The sequence below is a fragment of the Arsenophonus symbiont of Ornithomya chloropus genome (genome assembly GCF_964026495.1).
Lineage (GTDB): Bacteria > Pseudomonadota > Gammaproteobacteria > Enterobacterales > Enterobacteriaceae > Arsenophonus.
Genome location: NZ_OZ032148.1, coordinates 882384 through 900764, shown reverse-complemented (window position 1 = coordinate 900764; position 18381 = coordinate 882384). Strand labels below are relative to the sequence as shown.

General features: G+C 27.0%; 14 protein-coding genes and 1 tRNA gene. 12 read left to right on the top strand and 3 right to left on the bottom strand.

Annotation, left to right across the window (positions count from 1 at the left end):
* Positions 1-1410 precede the first annotated feature (1410 nt).
* Entirely contained in the window at positions 1411-3045 is a 1635-nt protein-coding gene (locus ABNS14_RS03370) for a CTP synthase (RefSeq protein ID WP_348666323.1), read from the top strand.
* A 51-nt stretch (positions 3046-3096) separates the two neighbouring features.
* Positions 3097-4398 carry a phosphopyruvate hydratase gene (gene eno / locus ABNS14_RS03365; RefSeq protein WP_348666322.1) on the top strand — a complete coding sequence of 434 codons (1302 nt, stop codon included), beginning with the start codon at positions 3097-3099 and terminating at the stop codon, positions 4396-4398.
* A 91-nt stretch (positions 4399-4489) separates the two neighbouring features.
* On the opposite strand, the gene gloB is transcribed toward eno, so the two are convergent.
* A complete protein-coding gene (gloB, locus tag ABNS14_RS03360) occupies positions 4490-5245 on the bottom strand; it encodes a hydroxyacylglutathione hydrolase (RefSeq protein WP_348666321.1) in 756 nt (251 codons plus the stop codon).
* A 39-nt stretch (positions 5246-5284) separates the two neighbouring features.
* Between gloB and ABNS14_RS03355 the strand changes: the two genes are divergently transcribed.
* Positions 5285-6022, top strand: coding sequence for a methyltransferase domain-containing protein (locus ABNS14_RS03355; protein WP_348666320.1), 738 nt, complete (start codon positions 5285-5287; stop codon positions 6020-6022).
* Here ABNS14_RS03355 and rnhA read toward each other — a convergent pair.
* Complete coding sequence (gene rnhA, locus ABNS14_RS03350; protein WP_348666319.1) at positions 6015-6476, bottom strand: ribonuclease HI; 462 nt, start codon at positions 6474-6476, stop codon at positions 6015-6017. The two genes, ABNS14_RS03355 and rnhA, sit on opposite strands and share 8 nt — an antisense overlap.
* Positions 6477-6539: 63 nt before the next feature.
* Between rnhA and dnaQ the strand changes: the two genes are divergently transcribed.
* The 8 genes from dnaQ (at position 6540) to groL (ending at position 15679) form a co-directional block, all read left to right on the top strand.
* Complete coding sequence (dnaQ, locus tag ABNS14_RS03345; protein WP_348666318.1) at positions 6540-7304, top strand: DNA polymerase III subunit epsilon; 765 nt, start codon at positions 6540-6542, stop codon at positions 7302-7304.
* Between the two features lie 96 nt (positions 7305-7400).
* Positions 7401-7477, top strand: a tRNA-Asp gene (locus ABNS14_RS03340).
* Positions 7478-7717: 240 nt separating this feature from the next.
* Positions 7718-9715 carry a transketolase gene (gene tkt / locus ABNS14_RS03335; protein WP_348666317.1) on the top strand — a complete coding sequence of 666 codons (1998 nt, stop codon included), beginning with the start codon at positions 7718-7720 and terminating at the stop codon, positions 9713-9715.
* A gap of 296 nt (positions 9716-10011) precedes the next feature.
* Entirely contained in the window at positions 10012-11028 is a 1017-nt protein-coding gene (gene epd, locus ABNS14_RS03330) for an erythrose-4-phosphate dehydrogenase (RefSeq protein WP_348666316.1), read from the top strand.
* A gap of 94 nt (positions 11029-11122) precedes the next feature.
* Positions 11123-12295: a phosphoglycerate kinase gene (locus ABNS14_RS03325; protein WP_348666315.1), complete on the top strand. Its 1173-nt coding sequence runs from the start codon at positions 11123-11125 to the stop codon at positions 12293-12295.
* A gap of 46 nt (positions 12296-12341) precedes the next feature.
* Entirely contained in the window at positions 12342-13418 is a 1077-nt protein-coding gene (gene fbaA / locus ABNS14_RS03320; protein WP_348666314.1) for a class II fructose-bisphosphate aldolase, read from the top strand.
* A gap of 282 nt (positions 13419-13700) precedes the next feature.
* Positions 13701-13994 (top strand): co-chaperone GroES, encoded by a 294-nt coding sequence (locus tag ABNS14_RS03315; protein ID WP_348666313.1) that lies wholly within the window; start codon positions 13701-13703, stop codon positions 13992-13994.
* Positions 13995-14041: 47 nt separating this feature from the next.
* Positions 14042-15679: a chaperonin GroEL gene (gene groL, locus ABNS14_RS03310; protein WP_348666312.1), complete on the top strand. Its 1638-nt coding sequence runs from the start codon at positions 14042-14044 to the stop codon at positions 15677-15679.
* Positions 15680-16310: 631 nt separating this feature from the next.
* Here the strand turns inward: groL and epmB are convergent.
* Positions 16311-17321 carry an EF-P beta-lysylation protein EpmB gene (gene epmB / locus ABNS14_RS03305; RefSeq protein ID WP_348666311.1) on the bottom strand — a complete coding sequence of 337 codons (1011 nt, stop codon included), beginning with the start codon at positions 17319-17321 and terminating at the stop codon, positions 16311-16313.
* Positions 17322-17388: 67 nt separating this feature from the next.
* Between epmB and efp the strand changes: the two genes are divergently transcribed.
* Positions 17389-17964: an elongation factor P gene (efp, locus tag ABNS14_RS03300; protein ID WP_348666310.1), complete on the top strand. Its 576-nt coding sequence runs from the start codon at positions 17389-17391 to the stop codon at positions 17962-17964.
* Positions 17965-18381 lie beyond the last annotated feature (417 nt).

Here is an 18381-nt window from a genome sequence, read left to right as displayed (position 1 = left end):
ACAAGAATATTGAATTTTAAAATATTTTTTATATTTTTCAACAAAATTTTTGTAAGAGTTTTAATGTTATTAATTTTTATTTATTTTATCAATTTAATGATTATGTTTTTTATCTTTTTTTTTATCTAAAAATTGATTAATCGACAAGATATTCTTATTTTAATATCCAATAACAAAAAATTAAAATACAAATTTTTATATTTAATATGTTCATAAAAATGTAGAATGAGATATCTTCATATTTTGGAAATATAAAGAGAATATTTTTATGAAAATTAAAAAATAATTATGAAAAAATAAAAATGAATAATTTGAATAAATTACAAAAATTAAAATAGTAAAGTAATAAAGATATTTAATGGAAAGCAAACTTTCATTTTTTATATTTTTACATTATTAATTTATATATATTTTACATTTCAGTTAGATTTATTAATAATTTATCTAATTTTATTTAATCAATAAAGTTTTTCTTTAATTAATAAAGTTATTTCAAAATTGTTGATAAATAATAGTTTATTCATGAATTTTTAATTAATGTAATAATTGGCATAATTATTAACAGTTAATATATTTATATAATAATTTGTTAAAAATAAAATCTTAAAACATGATATTCACTATTTACTTATTTAATATAAAAAACATATAATGTTTTCTATAGGTTTTTAAGGACAGATTTTTAAAAATTATATTTTTTATGATTTTTATTATTTCAATATGTAAAAAATTATTATTTAATAATCTAAGTATTTTTTATATTTAATAATATTTTTAGTAATTAATAATTAATCATTAATTTTATGTAAAAATATTGTAATATTTTATATTTTTCATGATTTATTTAAAAATATTATTGAAAATACAAAAAATAAAATATTTAAAATTTAATACTAAAAAAGTAATTATTTTTTATTAATGAATTTTATATACAACAAAAATCAGTGCTAATTTTTATTTAAATTTAGATAGATATTTTTAATATTATTTTTATAAAACATAATTTCTTATTTAAAAAAATAATTTTGATATTATGATGATAAGTTTTTAAAATATATTCTTATATAAGGCAAGGTATTAAACTATTGATGTTATGTTTAAAAAAAAATTAATTATTCATGAATTACTGCATTTATATAATAATATGTATTTTTTTAAAAAAAATATTAATAAATAAAAACTTTAATTGGTAACAGGTTATTATATGAAATAATACATATTTTAATATTATTAATTATTTTTAAAAATTTATCGGTTATTTAGTTTATATGATAAATTAATTAAAATTAATTTTTAATTTTAATTTTTTTTAATAAAAGATAGATAACATTTTAGAAATAGATATTATACATAATATATTTTTTGTTATTTTATGTATATATTTTTTATATTTAACCTTTTAGGTTTAACATGAAAACAAATTATATTTTTATAACTGGAGGAGTAGTTTCCTCGCTGGGAAAAGGTATTGCATCAGCTTCTTTAGCAGCTATACTTGAAGCACGTGGACTTAATATCACAATTGTTAAATTGGATCCTTATATTAATGTTGATCCAGGTACAATGAGTCCAATTCAACATGGAGAAGTTTTTGTTACAGAAGATGGTGCAGAAACTGATCTTGATTTAGGACATTATGAACGTTTTATTCGTACAAAAATGACTCGTCGTAATAATTTTACAACTGGGTGTGTATATGCTGAAGTATTACGTAAAGAACGTCGTGGTGATTATTTAGGTGAAACTATTCAAGTTATACCCCATATTACTGATGAAATTAAAAAACGAATTATTAATGGAGGAGAAGGTTATAATATTGTATTAGTTGAAGTAGGTGGGACAGTAGGTGATATTGAATCTTTACCTTTTTTGGAAGCCATTCGTCAATTGGCTTTTGATTTTGGTAGAAAAAATACTCTTTTTATTCATCTTACTTTAGTCCCGTATTTGTCTGCAACTTCTGAAGTTAAAACTAAGCCTACTCAACATTCAGTTAAAGAATTGCTTTCTATTGGTATTCAGCCTGATGTATTAATTTGTCGTTCAAATAAAATGATTTCGATTCATGAAAGAGAAAAGATTGCTCTTTTTTGTAATGTATCAAAAAAAGCAGTCATATCATTAATGGATGTTAATTCAATTTATGAAATTCCTATTTTATTAAAATCACAGCATTTAGATGATTACATCTGTAATAAATTCAAACTAGGATTTCAATCAGCTGATTTATCTGAATGGCAACAAGTTATTCATGCGCAACGTAATTCTTCAGGTACAGTAAATATTGGTATGGTAGGTAAATATATAAAATTACCTGATGCTTATAAATCTGTTATTGAAGCTTTACAACATGGTGGTTTTAAAAATCGTTTAAGGGTTAACATTAAATTAATTGATTCTGAAGATATTGAAGTATATGGCACTGATTCTTTAAAAGGTTTAGATGCTATTTTAGTACCAGGAGGTTTTGGTGGGCGTGGTGTTGAAGGAAAAATTGCTACTGCTCGTTATGCTCGTGAAAATCAAATTCCTTATTTTGGCATTTGCTTGGGTATGCAAGTAGCATTTATTGAATATGCACGTCATGTTGCTTACATGAAAGAAGCAAATTCTACAGAATTTTCACCTAATTGTAAATATCCAGTTATTGCTTTAATTACTGAACGGTTTGAGAATTATAATAAAATTAAAATAGATAATATTAATAATTTTACTACTATGCGTATAGGTGCTCAAAAATGTAATTTAATGGCAGGTAGTAAAGTTAAAAAATTATATAATCAGGATACTATTGTAGAACGACATCGTCATCGTTATGAAGTAAATAATATGTTTTTGGAACGTATTGAAAAAGCAGGTTTGTGTGTTACAGGACGTTCAGTAGATAATAAATTAGTAGAAATTATTGAAAATCCAAAGCATCCTTGGTTTGTTGGTTGTCAATTTCATCCTGAATTCACTTCTACTCCAAGAGATGGTCACCCTTTATTTTCTTCTTTTATTAAAGCGGCCAAAGAATATCAGAAAAAAAAATTAAAAATATAAAAAATATATTTATTCATTATGTTAATTAAAAAATATTTTAAGGAAAATATAATGTCAAAAATAGTAAAAGTTATTGGAAGAGAAATTATAGACTCTCGTGGTAATCCTACAGTTGAAGCAGAAGTACATTTAAAAGGTGGTTTTTATGGTTTAGCAGCCACACCATCTGGTATATCAACAGGATCAAGAGAAGCATTGGAATTACGAGATTTTGATAATACTCGTTTTTTAGGTCAAGGTGTTTTAAAAGCTGTTGCTGCAGTTAATGGGCCAATCATGAATGCATTAATTGGAAAAGATGCTATATTACAATCTTATATTGATAAAATTATGATTGAATTAGATGGTACAGAAAATAAATCTAAATTTGGTGCAAATGCAATTTTAGCAGTTTCTATTGCTAATACTAAAGCAGCAGCAGCAGCGAAAGGTATTTCTTTATATCAACATATTTCTGAATTAAGTGGCATTTCTGGTAAATTATCAATGCCTTTGCCTATGATAAATATTATAAATGGTGGAAAACATGCAGATAATAATATCGATATTCAAGAGTTTATGATTCAACCGATTAGTGCTAAAAATTTTAAAGAAGCAGTTCGTATGGGATCTGAAATTTTTCATCATTTAGGAAGAGTTTTGAAAAAAAAAGGTATCAATGTAGCATTAGGGGATGAAGGTGGTTATGCACCAAATTTAAAATCGAATTTTTTAGCTTTAGAATTAATTAAGGAAGCTGTTGAAGTAGCTGGTTATGTTTTAGGTAAAGATATCACTTTGGCAATAGATTGTGCTGCTTCTGAGTTTTATGATAGTGCAACGAAAACTTATAACTTAAAAAGTGAACGAACAACTTTTTCTTCTCAAGAGTTTACTCATTATCTTGAAGAATTAACTAAAATATATCCGATTGTTTCTATTGAAGATGGGCTTCATGAATCAGATTTAGATGGATTTATTTATCAAACTAAAGTTTTAGGTAATAAAATTCAATTGGTAGGTGATGATCTATTTGTAACCAATACTAAGATTTTAGAAAATGGAATAAAAAAAGGTATAGCTAATTCAATTTTAATTAAATTTAATCAGATCGGCACTATAACTGAAACTTTATCAGCGATTAATATGGCAAAAAATGCGAGTTATTCTACAATAATATCACATAGATCTGGTGAAACTGAAGATACTACAATTGCAGATTTAGCAGTAGGAACTGCTGCAGGTCAGATAAAAACAGGTTCAATGAGTAGATCTGATAGATTAGCTAAATATAATCAATTGATTCGTATTGAAGAAGAATTAGGTCAAAAAGTTTTTTTTAATGGTTTACAAGAAGTAAATTGTCAATTTTAAATTTATAATATGTTATAATTTTTATATAATTAATAAATTATTTAAATTTATAATTTTTCATATTTTGATTACGATTATATTAAAAAAAATCTTAGAAAGAATCTTTCAGTTTACGTATTTTTTTAAATACTTCATAATTTGAGTAGTATATATGAGGAGAAAATCCTAATGCTTTTTTTAGACTGTAATCGTAAGATCTTAAAAATATATTAATTTTTTTTTCAAGTTTCAGTGTTGATGGAATTGTCGGTTTTCTTTTTGCTTGTTTTTGATTGACTATTAAGCTATAATTTTTAATTGCTTCGTCATTAGGTAATAAATAACTGGCAAATGCCATATTACTAGCAGTATATTCATGTCCACAACATATAAAAGTTTCATCAGGTAATTGTTTTAAAATATTCAAGGAATGATACATTTGTTGACTATCCCCCTCAAAGATACGTCCACAACCACCAGAAAATAGAGTATCACCACAAAATAAATAAGGTTTTTGATAATAAGCTAAATGACCTAGGGTGTGCCCTGGAACAGCAAACACATTTAATGAAAATCCAAAAAAATTTAAAATATCTCCGTTTTTTATGATGTATCTTACCCCCTTTCTATAAGTTTCCATTGGCCCATAAACATTTAATTTTGGATAAAATTTCTTTAATTTTTTAATTCCATCAACATGGTCATTATGATTATGAGTCAGTAAAATAGCGATTGGTGTTATAACATTATGTTCTAGAAATTTTTGTACTGGTTTAGCAATACCAGGATCAATAATAATACATTTTTTTTTATGAACTAATAACCATATGTAGTTATCAATTAAGGAAGGAATTCTTACAAGTTCCATAATGATATTTAGTATCTCATTTGTTAACAGGATATAATAATGAAGTCAGTGCTTTTTAATAAAACATATCAAAGTTTTAATGCATGGAAAAATATACCATGGGGAGAACATTATTGTACTGCATTAAATAAACAACTTCAATTATGGTGGCCAAAAATATTTGGATTTCATTTATTAAAAATTGGTCAATTTAGTTTAGATATTGATACTCGATCATCTCTTATTAATCATCAGTTTAGCATGAATATGGTTGGAAAAAATTTTCAATTATTGGGTAATCCTAATGAAATGCCTTTCAAAAATAAATCAATAGATGTTTGCTTATTGATACAAGAACTTGCGTATAGTAATAGACCATATTCTTTATTGCGTGAAACAGATAGAATTTTAGTTGACGATGGTTGGTTGATTATATCTAATTTGAATCCTATGAGTTTGTTGGGTATTAAAAATACTATTCCATTTTTTCGTAAATCCCAGTTATATAGATGTGATAGTCCTATGTTTTCATTGTATATTTTGCTTGATTGGTTAACTTTGTTGAATTATGAAATATTATTGCAAGAAACCTTTCAAATCATACCATGGAGAAGTCCTTATCACTTTATTAATAAAAAATTTAAATTTGCAGGTTGTATTGCTCTTGTTATTGCTCGAAAAAGAACATTACCATTAACACCAAAACCAATAAAATTTATAAAAAATCGTATAAAAATAAGTAATATATTAGGTGTTGTTAAAAATTGTTATAAATTTTATAATATTTTTTTTATTTGAAATAACCTTTGTCTTCTTCTGTTGGTGAAGAAGCTGCATGTTTTGCTAATGTATCACATAACTCATTTTCTTTGTTTTGAGAATGTCCCTTAATCCAATGCCATTCTATTGTATGTTTTATAATAATTGCATCTAATCTTTTCCATAAATCTATATTTAAAACAGGCAATTTAGCAGTGCGTTTCCATTTTTGATTTTTCCAATTGTGTATCCATTGTGTAATACCATGGCGAACATATTGACTGTCTGTTTTAAAAATAATTTTGCATGGTTTTTTAAGTGTTTCTAATGCAATAATTGCAGCCATTAATTCCATTCGATTGTTTGTTGTATAAAAATATCCTTTACTTAAAGTTTTTTGATATTTATGATATCTTAATAAAATACCGTAACCACCTGGACCTGGATTTCCTAAACAAGAACCATCAGTAAAAATTTCTACTTGTTTTTTCATTTTTGAGAAACTCATTATATATTTATAATTAATATTTTTCTTAGTGTGACATAAAAAAGTAAGATGAGCATAATGATTAGACGACAAATCGTTATTGATACAGAAACAACTGGAATAAATAAGTTTGGAGTACCCTATGAAGGACATAATATTATTGAGATTGGTGCTTGGGAAATTATTGATCGACATTTAACAGACCGTTATTTTCATGTTTATATAAAACCCAATCGTTTAATTGATCCTGAAGCTTTTGCTATTCATGGAATTACTAATGAATTTTTAGTAGATAAGCCAACTTTTTCAGAAGTTGCCGATGATTTTTTAAATTTCATTCAAGGCAGTGAATTAATTATTCATAACGCACCTTTTGATGTTGGATTCATAAACTATGAATTTTCTAAATTAAAAAAAAATATTCCTTTAATAGAAACTATTTGTCATATAACAGATAGTTTACTTTTGGCAAAAAAACTTTTTCCTGGTAAAAGAAATAATCTTGATGCTTTGTGTAATCGTTATCATATTGATAATTCAAAACGTATATTACATGGAGCACTACTTGATGCTTCTATTTTAGCAGAAGTTTATATAGCAATGACTGGAGGTCAAATGTCATTATCTTTTGCGATTAATTCAGAGGTAAATAGGCAAATTTCTGTAAATGAAATTCAACGATTAAAAACCTTAAAAAATAAATTAACTGTAATTTATGCGAATCATTCGGAAAGGATTGCTCATGAAGAAAAGTTAAATTTTATTGAAAATAAAATTAAGAGAAAGTCTCTTTGGCGTTTAAATTTTCAAAAAGATTATTCAACTAAAACATAAAAGATAATAATTTTTGAAAATATTTTTTAAAAAAGATTGACGTATAGATACTAGATTCGTAATATCATTACTCGTTTTAATTCAATTAATAGGATTGGTGCGGTAGTTCAGTCGGTTAGAATATCGGCCTGTCACGCCGGAGGTCGCGGGTTCAAGTCCCGTCCGCACCGCCAATATTATCAAAACCTTATCAAAGTTTTAACAAATTGATTGTTGTTTTGTAAAAGGTTTTTATTTTTAGATAAACAATAAATTAATTTTTTTTAAAAAAAATTAAGATTATTTATTTTTACTTTTCTATATTTTCTATATTTGATGAATATATGCTTTTAAAAGTATTTTTAAAATAAAATTTTTTTTATAAAAAGTATCATATTATTGATTGCATTATTGATTTCATGTGGAGAAAACAAATGATAAATCGTAAAATCCTTGCTAATGCCATTCGTTTTTTAAGTATAGATGCGGTACAGAATGCACAATCAGGACATCCAGGTACTCCAATGGGAATGGCTGATATTGCTGAAGTATTATGGCGTGATTATATGAATCATAATCCATCTAATCCAAACTGGATAGATCGTGATCGGTTTATATTATCTAATGGGCATGGGTCGATGTTATTGTATAGTTTGATACATCTTACTGGTTATGATTTATCTATCGAAGAATTAAAGAAATTTCGTCAATGGCATTCTAGTACTCCAGGACATCCAGAATATGGCTATACACCGGGAGTTGAAACAACCACTGGTCCTTTAGGACAAGGAATTGCAAATGCTGTAGGATTTGCAATTGCAGAAAGAACTTTAGCTGCACAGTTTAATCGACCTGGCCATATGATCATTAATCATTATACTTATGTTTTTGTCGGTGATGGTTGTATGATGGAAGGGATTTCACATGAAGTTTGTTCATTAGCTGGAACATTGAAATTAGGAAAACTTATTGTTTTTTATGATGATAATAATATTTCAATTGATGGTCAAGTAAAAGGTTGGTTTACTGATAACACATCTTTACGTTTTTCTGCTTATAATTGGCATGTTATTCAAAATATTGATGGACACGACTCTAAACAAATTAAAGTAGCAATAGAGGAAGCACGTAATATTACTGATAAGCCATCTTTATTAATTTGTAAAACAATTATTGGTTATGGATCTCCAAATAAATCGGGTTCAAAAGAAGTTCATGGTGCTCCGTTAGGTGAAAGTGAAGTTCTTGCAACCAGAAAAGCATTAAATTGGCCACATCCACCTTTTGTAATACCATCAGAGATTTATAAAAAATGGAATGCTATAAAAATAGGTCAAAAAAAAGAAGATATTTGGAATAAAAAGTTTGTAGAGTACGAAAAAGAATTTCCTGAACTTGCCAAAGATTTTTTGCGTCGTATAAAAGGATATTTTCCTGACACATGGACATCTACTGTTAATAATTTGATAATTCAATTACAATCTAATCCACGTAATATATCTGGTCGGCAAGCTTCACAAAATATATTAGAAGTATTTGGCAGACAACTGCCTGAAATGTTAGGTGGTTCTGCTGATTTGTCACCAAGTAATTTAACTATGTGGTCTGGTTCGCAAGCAATACATCACCATTTAGGTGGTAATTATATTCATTATGGTGTACGTGAATTTGGAATGTCAGCTATTATGAATGGAATTGCATTACATGGTGGTTTTATACCTTATGGTGGTACATTTTTAATGTTTGTTGAGTATGCAAGGAAGACATTACGTATGGCGGCATTAATGAAAATTCGCGTTATTTTTGTTTATACTCATGATTCTATCGGTATTGGTGAAGATGGTCCTACTCATCAACCAATTGAACAATTAGCTGGTTTACGTATGATACCAAATATGAGCACTTGGCGTCCTTGTGATCAAGTTGAAGCAGTGGTTGCTTGGCAGTATGCAATCGAGCGTGTTGAAGGTCCAAGTGCTTTGATTTTTTCTCGTCAAAATCTACAACAACAAGTACGCAATGAAAAACAATTGTGTAATATTATTAAGGGCGGATATGTTCTAAAAGATACTGAAATAGGTATTCCTGAAATTATTTTAATTGCAACAGGTTCTGAAGTTGCATTAGCTGTCACAGTATATCAACATTTGAGCGATGAAGGATATAAAGTACGGGTAGTATCCATACCATCAACAGATACTTTTGAAAAGCAGCATATAGATTATATTGAATCCGTATTACCATCTTCAGTCACTGCTCGTCTTGTAATTGAAGCTGGTATTCCTGATTATTGGTATAAATATATTGGTAAAAATGGTAAAATTATTGGTATCAATACTTTTGGTGAATCAGCACCAGCAGATATATTATTTGATAAATTTGGTTTTAATATTAAAAATGTACTTAGTCAAGCTAAATCTTTATTGAATTAATTTATTAAGAAATATATAAACATAAAGGGTTTATTATTTTATATTTTTTTTAAAAAAATATAAAATTAAGTAAAAGTAAGATTTTTTTTATAGTTTTATTTTTAAAGAAGTTTGATTCTATTTTCATAGAAAAATATATTTTTTATAAAATGTAGTTACTATACTACACATAAAGATGTTTTGTAAGTAAGATGTTTTATAAGTTTTGTGTAGAGTAATAAAAAATATTTAGTATAAAAACTATAATTATCAGTATTTTTCACCGTTAATATTTTTTGTTGAATTGAAGGATTAATATGATAATTAAGGTAGCCATTAACGGTTTTGGAAGAATAGGACGTAGCGTATTAAGAGCGCTTTATGAATCAGGTCATCGTACTAAAATTGTGGTTATTGCAATTAATGAAATTGCTGTTGCAGAAGGTATGGCACATTTATTAAAATATGATTCTAGTCATGGTAAGTTTGCTTGGGATGTCAGTATTGATAAGGATTTATTATTAGTTGGTAATGATATCATTTATCTATTTCATGAATATAAGATAGAAAAATTACCATGGGGTGCATTAGATGTTGATATTGTATTAGATTGCACTGGTGTTTATGGCTCAAATATAGATGGTTATACTCATTTATCTAGTGGTGCAAAAAAAGTTTTGTTTTCTCATTTAGGTAGTGCTGATCTTGATGCAACTATTGTCTATGGTGTTAATGAAAGTAGTTTAAAAAATACTGATCAAATTGTTTCAAATGCATCTTGTACGACTAATTGCATTATTCCTGTAATAAAAATATTAGATACTTTTTTAAAGATTGAATCTGGTACAGTAACAGTTATTCATGCTGCCATGAATGATCAACCAGTCATTGATGCTTATCATGAAGATTTACGTCGAACAAGAGCTGCTAGTCAATCTATAATTCCTGTAGATACGAAATTAGTTTCTGGTATTACACGAATTTTTCCTAAATTTAAAGATCATTTTGAAGCAATATCAGTTCGTGTGCCTACTATTAATGTAACAGCAATTGATTTAAGTGTAACAGTACAATCTACAGTTACAGTTAATAAAGTTAATCGAATTTTAGAAAAATCAGCAAAAGAATTATTTTGTGGGATTGTTGATTATACTGAATTACCATTAGTTTCAACAGATTTTAATCATGATCCACATAGTGCTATTGTAGATGGTACTCAAACACGCGTAAGTGGAAAGCATTTAATCAAAATTTTAGTATGGTGTGATAATGAATGGGGATTTGCTAATCGTATGCTTGATACTACATTGGCAATGGCTGCTACTGGATTTTAGAATAAAATATTGTTGTTTATTTTTTATATATCGTTAGGAGAAAAATTATATTTTGTATATATTACAAAAAAATCATTAAGAGGATTTATTATGTATGTCTATGATTAAGATAATTGATTTAGACTTAAATGATAAGAAAGTATTGATTAGAGCTGATTTAAATGCCCCCATTATAGATGGAAAAATTATCTCTGATGCACGCATTCGTGCTTCTTTACCTACAATTAAATTTGCATTAGATAAAGGTGCTAAAGTAATGGTTATGTCTCATCTAGGTCGTCCGATTGAAGGTGAATATGATCATAAATTTTCATTAATACCTATTGTAAAATATTTAGCAAATAAACTTAATTATCCTGTTCGTTTAGTGAAAAATTACTTAAATGGAGTCAAAGTAAAAACTAATGAATTAATAGTTTTTGAAAATGTACGTTTTAATAGAGGTGAAATAAAAAATGATGAAACTTTATCTAGGCAATATGCTGCACTTTGTGATATTTATGTAATGGATGCATTTGGAACAGCTCATCGTACTCATGCATCAACCTATGGTGTAGTGAAATTTGCTTCTTTAGCATGTGCAGGATTATTATTCTCTTTTGAATTAGAGTCATTAAGCAAAGTTTTAAACAATCCTGCACGTCCAATGGTGATTATTATTGGTGGTTCAAAAGTTTCAAGTAAATTAAATATATTAAATTCGTTAGTAGAGATTGCTGATCAGATTATTGTAGGAGGTGGGATTGCTAATACTTTTATTGCTGCTGCTAATTATAAAATCGGATGTTCTTTATATGAACAATCTTTTGTTTCAAAAGCAAAAAAAATATTATCAAAGTTTAATATTATTCTACCAATTGATGTATGTGTTACAACAAAAAAATCAGAGACTGCTATAGGAATTATAAAGTCTATTAATGATATTAAAGATAATGAACAAATTTTAGACTTAGGTAATAAAACCGTTAATTCTTTAGTGGATGTTTTAAAAAAAGCAAAAACAATTTTATGGAATGGTACTCTTGGAGTTTTTGAATTTGCTAATTTTCGTTATTCTACTGAAGTGATAGCAAAAACTATTGCAAAAAGCAAAGCTTTTTCTATTGTAGGTGGTGGTGATACAATAGCAGCTATTGATATGCTTGGTATTATAGATAAAATATCTTATATTTCTACTGGTGGTGGAGCTTTTTTAGAATTTATTCAAAATAAGAAATTACCTGCAATTGTTGCGTTAGAAGAATGGCAAAACAGTAATCATTTTTGAGATAATAGGTAAGATTAATGACTTATGTAAAATAGGAATTTATCTTATGTTAAATATTTTTAACTTTATTAATCCCGGCGTTATTACTGGGGATGATGTGCAAAAAATTTTTTCTATTGAAAAAAAATATAAATTTGCATTACCAGCAGTTAATTGTTTCGGTTTAGATTCTATTAATGCTGTTTTAGAAACTGCTGCTAAAATTCGATTTCCAGTTATTGTGCAATTTTCTAATAGTGGAGCTGCATTTATTGCAGGTAAGGGTTTACAGGTACAAGCTCAAGAAGCAGCAATTTTAGGTGCCATTTCTGGTGCTCATTATTTACATAAAATGTCTAAATATTATAGAGTACCTGTTATTTTACATACTGATCATTGTAGACGTAACTTGCTTCCTTGGATTGATGGTTTACTAGATGAAGGTGAACAATTTTATCAAATGACAGGAAAACCATTATTTTCATCACATATGATTGATTTATCAGAAGAATCTTTAGTAGATAATGTTAAGATTTGTGCTCAATATTTAAAAAGAATGAGTAAAATAGAGATGACATTAGAAATTGAGTTAGGTTGTACTGGAGGTGAAGAAGATGGAATTGATCATTCTGGAATAGATAGTGCATTGCTTTATACACAACCTGAAGATGTTGCTTATGCTTATGAAAAATTAAGTAAAATTAGTGATCGATTTATGATTGCAGCATCTTTTGGCAATGTTCACGGTGTTTATAAACCAGGTAATGTTCAATTAACGCCTAAGATTCTTAAAAATTCACAAGAATATGTTGCTAAAAAGTTTCATTTACCGAAAAAAAATAATTTGAATTTCGTATTTCATGGTGGATCTGGTTCTTCTCTGGAAGATATTAAAGAAGCTATCAATTATGGTGTTGTAAAAATGAATATTGATACGGATACACAATGGGCAACCTGGAAAGGTATATTAAATTATTATAAAAAAAATAAGAGTTATTTACAAACTCAATTAGGTAATCCAGAAGGTAAGGATAAACCAAACAAAAAATATTATGATCCGCGTATTTGGATGCGAGCTGGGCAGATTGCTATGATAGAGCGTTTAGAAAAGGCATATCGAGCTTTAAATTGTATTGATTTTTAATCATTATTTTTAATTTTTAATGATACTTATATTATGATATTTTAAAAAGTATATTAATTTTATGTTATGATTGTTTTTTGTATAATATAATTTTGAAAAATATTTTTTTTGGATATATCCTATAATTATTATTGATAATAAAAAATATAAAAAATTTTTATAGTACCCCTTGAAGTGGTTTTTATTGACCCCATATATTCAATAGGGTACTAGTAATATTAAAGTATACTAGCGTTATCCTTCATTTACTTTACGTGGATTGTATTTATAGGAGATCTATTCATGAAGATTCGTCCATTGCATGATCGAGTTATCATCAAGCGCGAAGAAGTTGAATCTAAATCTGCAGGAGGTATTGTTTTAACTGGTACTGCAGCAAGTAAATCAACTCGAGGTAAAGTGCTGGCTATTGGTAAAGGTCGCATCTTAGAAAATGGTCAGACTAAACCATTAGATGTGAAAGTCGATGATATAGTTATTTTTAACGACGGTTATGGTGTGAAAACAGAGAAGATTGATGAGGAAGAAGTGTTGATTATGTCAGAAAGCGATATTTTGGCAATTATCGAAAAATAATTTCTAGTTTAGATCTTCTGAATGAAAGAATTTAAAGGAAAGAAACAATGGCAGCTAAAGACGTAAAATTTGGTACTGATGCACGTATAAAAATGCTCCGTGGAGTAAATATTCTTGCAGATGCAGTAAAAGTTACTTTAGGTCCGAAAGGAAGAAATGTAATTTTAGATAAAGCTTTTGGAGCACCTTCAATTACTAAAGATGGTGTGTCTGTTGCCCGTGAAATTGAATTAGAAGATAAATTTGAAAATATGGGCGCCCAGATGGTAAAAGAAGTTGCTTCCAAAGCAAATGATGCAGCAGGTGATGGAACAACCACTGCAACAGTATTAGCGCAATCTATTGTTAGCGAAGGTTTAAAGGCAGTAGCGGCTGGTATGAATCCAATGGATTTAAAGCGTGGTATTGATAAAGCAGTTGCTGCTGGAGTTGAGGAATTAAAAAAATTATCTACACCTTGTGCTGATAATAAAGCAATTGAACAAGTAGGTACGATTTCTGCTAATTCTGATGAAACAGTTGGTAAATTAATTGCAGAAGCAATGGAAAAAGTTGGTAAAGAAGGAGTAATTACGGTTGAAGAAGGTTCAGGATTAGAAGATGAACTTGATGTTGTTGAAGGAATGCAATTCGATCGTGGTTATTTATCGCCTTACTTTATCAATAAACCAGACAGTGGAGTTGCTGAATTAGAAAATCCATACGTTTTACTTATAGATAAAAAAGTTTCTAATATTCGTGAACTGTTACCTGTATTAGAAAGTGTGGCCAAAGCAGGGAAACCACTTTTGATTATTGCTGAAGATGTTGAAGGTGAAGCATTAGCTACATTGGTTGTAAATAATTTACGAGGCATCGTAAAAGTTGCTGCGGTAAAAGCCCCAGGCTTTGGTGATCGTCGTAAAGCGATGATACAAGATATTGCAATTTTAACTAATGGAACTGTTATTTCTGAAGAAATAGGAATGGAATTAGAAAAAGCTACTATAGAACATTTAGGACAAGCTAAGCGTATTGTTATTAATAAAGATACCACTACTATTATTGATGGTATGGGTGAAAAAAACACGATTAAAGATAGAATTAAACAGATAATGCAACAACGTGATGAAGCAACATCAGATTATGATCGTGAGAAATTACAAGAACGTATTGCTAAATTATCTGATGGTGTAGCTGTTATTAAAGTTGGTGCTGCTACTGAAGTTGCAATGAAAGAAAAACGTGCGCGTGTTGATGATGCATTACATGCAACTCGTGCTGCTGTAGAAGAAGGTGTTGTTGCAGGTGGTGGAATTGCTTTGGTACGTGTTGCAACTGCATTAACAAATTTAACTGGTGATAATGAAGATCAAACAGTTGGTATTCGTATTGCATTACGTTCAATGGAAGCTCCTATGCGTCAAATTGTTGAAAATTCTGGTGAAGAAGCAGCAGTAGTTGTCAACAATGTTAAACAAGGAAAAGATAATTATGGTTATAATGCTTCTACTGAAAAGTATGGAGATATGATCAAAATGGGTATTTTGGATCCAACAAAAGTTACACGTTCTGCTTTGCAATTCGCAGCTTCAATTGCAGGTTTGATGATTACAACTGAAGCTATGATAACTGATTTGCCGAAAGAAGAAAAATCCGATATTAGTGCTTCCAGTAATATGGGCGGCATGGGCGGAATGATGTAAATATAAGAAGTTTATAGTTTTTTTTGAGATTATTGTACTATTAGATAGTATAATTTTTCAAATAACTTTATTATAAAAAACCCGAGGGTATAATAAAACCCTCAGGGTTTTTTTATGTATCATATAATTACATTAATTAAAGTATAGATAATTTTTTTTGAAATTTCTGATAAAAGATAAAATATAATCAGTAAACATAAATTTTAAAATAAATAAAAGTTTATTTTTTTTAAAACTTAAGTAAACATATTACAAATTTAAATAAATATTAGAAGTAATTGATATTATTAAGTACTTATGAATTCGTAAATTTTAAATTATAAATATTTTTTTATTAATGATAATAATTTCTTTATTGATCATATAAATATCATAAATAAAATGATTTTTTTATATATCAATTATTTTTTGATATATAAAAATGTATATATGTTATATACATTGTATTGAATATATTTAAAATATTTTTTAGTATTGGTATATCTATTTACATGAAATATTTTTATTTAAAATTATTTAATTTTGTAATAAATTTAATAAAATAACAAAAAGATTTTATCTGTAAGTAATTTTATATAATAAATAATTTTATAATATACGAGTTATAGATATAATAAAATGATTTTGATAATTATAAATTAATGTAGATTTTATTTAATTTTCCAGCTATTTCTTTTGTTAATCTAGGTACTAGATATCCAGAAATTCTTTTCATGAGTGTTTTCATTATTTTTTTAGCTTCTTCTTCATTTACAAGAAAATGAGAAGAACCTTGAACTTGATCTAATAAATGTAAATAATAAGGTAAAATTCCATTTTGAAATAGTTTATCGCTTAATTTTTCAAGAGTGTGAGCATTATCATTAACACCTCGTAACAAAACACTTTGATTGAGTAAGGTAACATTTACTTTTTTTAATTTTTTCATAGAATTATAAAAAATATCATCCATTTCATTTGGATGATTAACATGAGTAACCAAGATAATTTGTAATCGTGAAATATAAAAACGCTGACATAATATATTTGTAATACGTCTAGGAATAACTACCGGTAATCGACTATGTATCCTTAATCTTTTGATATGAGTGATTTTTTCTAATTGGGTAATCAACCAATCTAACTCATGATCTTTTGCCATTAATGGATCTCCGCCTGAAAAAATAATTTCATTTACTTCTTTATGTTGTTGAATATATTTTAAGGCTATTTTCCAAGTTTCTTTGTTACCTTTATTTTTTTTGTAAGGAAAATGACGTCGAAAACAGTAGCGACAATTAACAGCACATCTGTTTTTTACTAAAAGTAATATTCGATTATAATATTTATGTAATATTCCCGGAATAGGATTGTTTTGTTCATTTAATGGATCAACAGAAAACATTGGTGTAATATTAAATTCTGCTTTTAAAGTGATAACTTGTCGTAAAAGAGGATCTTGAGGATCACCAATTTTCATTTTTTTTATAAAAGGGTGGGGTACACGTAAAGGAAATAAAGTATGAGCTGGAGCTCCGGAAGATAATTCTGGATCATGTTGTAGTGATAGTAATTTTAGTAGTTCATGATGATTTGTGACAGATTCATTAAGTTGTTTTATCCAAATCTCTTTTTTTTTTATATTTTGATTGATAATGTTCATTGTTTTTAATTTTTGTATTTTTCTTGTTTATTAATGTTACTTTTTTTAAAAAAATTAAAGGATTTTTATGACTGTTTATAGTATTAACGAATTTCGTCCTGGTTTAAAAATTATTTTAGAAAAGGAGCCTTGTATAATTGTTGAGAGTGAATTTATTAAACCAGGTAAAGGTCAAGTTTTTTCTCGTGTACGTCTGCGTAAATTAATTTCTAATAAACTATTAGAAAAAACATTTAAGTCAACTGATTTTTTAAAGAGTGCTGATATTATAGACTTAAATTTAATGTATTTATATAATAATAAAAAATTTTGGTATTTTATGAATTATGATAATTTTGAACAATTTTCAGTAGATCATTTAGTTATTGCTGATAATAAAAAATGGTTAACTAATCAGATAAATTGTGTTGTGACATTTTGGAATCAAAAACCTATTGTTATAACTGTACCTAATTTTGTTTCATTAGAAGTAGTATATACTGATCCAGGATTAAAAGGTGATACATTAGGTGGTGGTATTAGCGGAGGAAAAGATGCAATATTAATTACTGGAGTAAAATTGAAAGTTCCTTTGTTTATTAAAATTGGTGATATTATTAAAGTTGATACTAGATTAGGTGAATATGTTTCTCGTATAAAATAACATTTCTTTGAATGTAAAAATTTTTAAATTTATTTAAAAATATCTATTTATTATTCTATTTTGTATTAAAATATGTGTTTTTTAGTTTTTTTATTTTGTTTTTTTTAGAAAAATGTTTGTTTTTTTTTGTTATATAAAAAAAGAAATAACGAATTATTTTTTGTGTTAATTTTTTCTAAAAAAAATATTTTGTTGATATTTGTTCTAGTACATTTTTATGTAATGTATTATTGAAATTTTTAAAAAAAATACTTTACAATTGCTTGAATAAAAATATTGTGATATTGATCAAATATATTTATATTTGTTTTTAATTAATTATAAAAACTTTTATGAATTCTAAAAATTATATTATCTAATTTTTTGTATAATAATTTTTTAGTCATATAAAATATTACGATATGTATGTATAACATG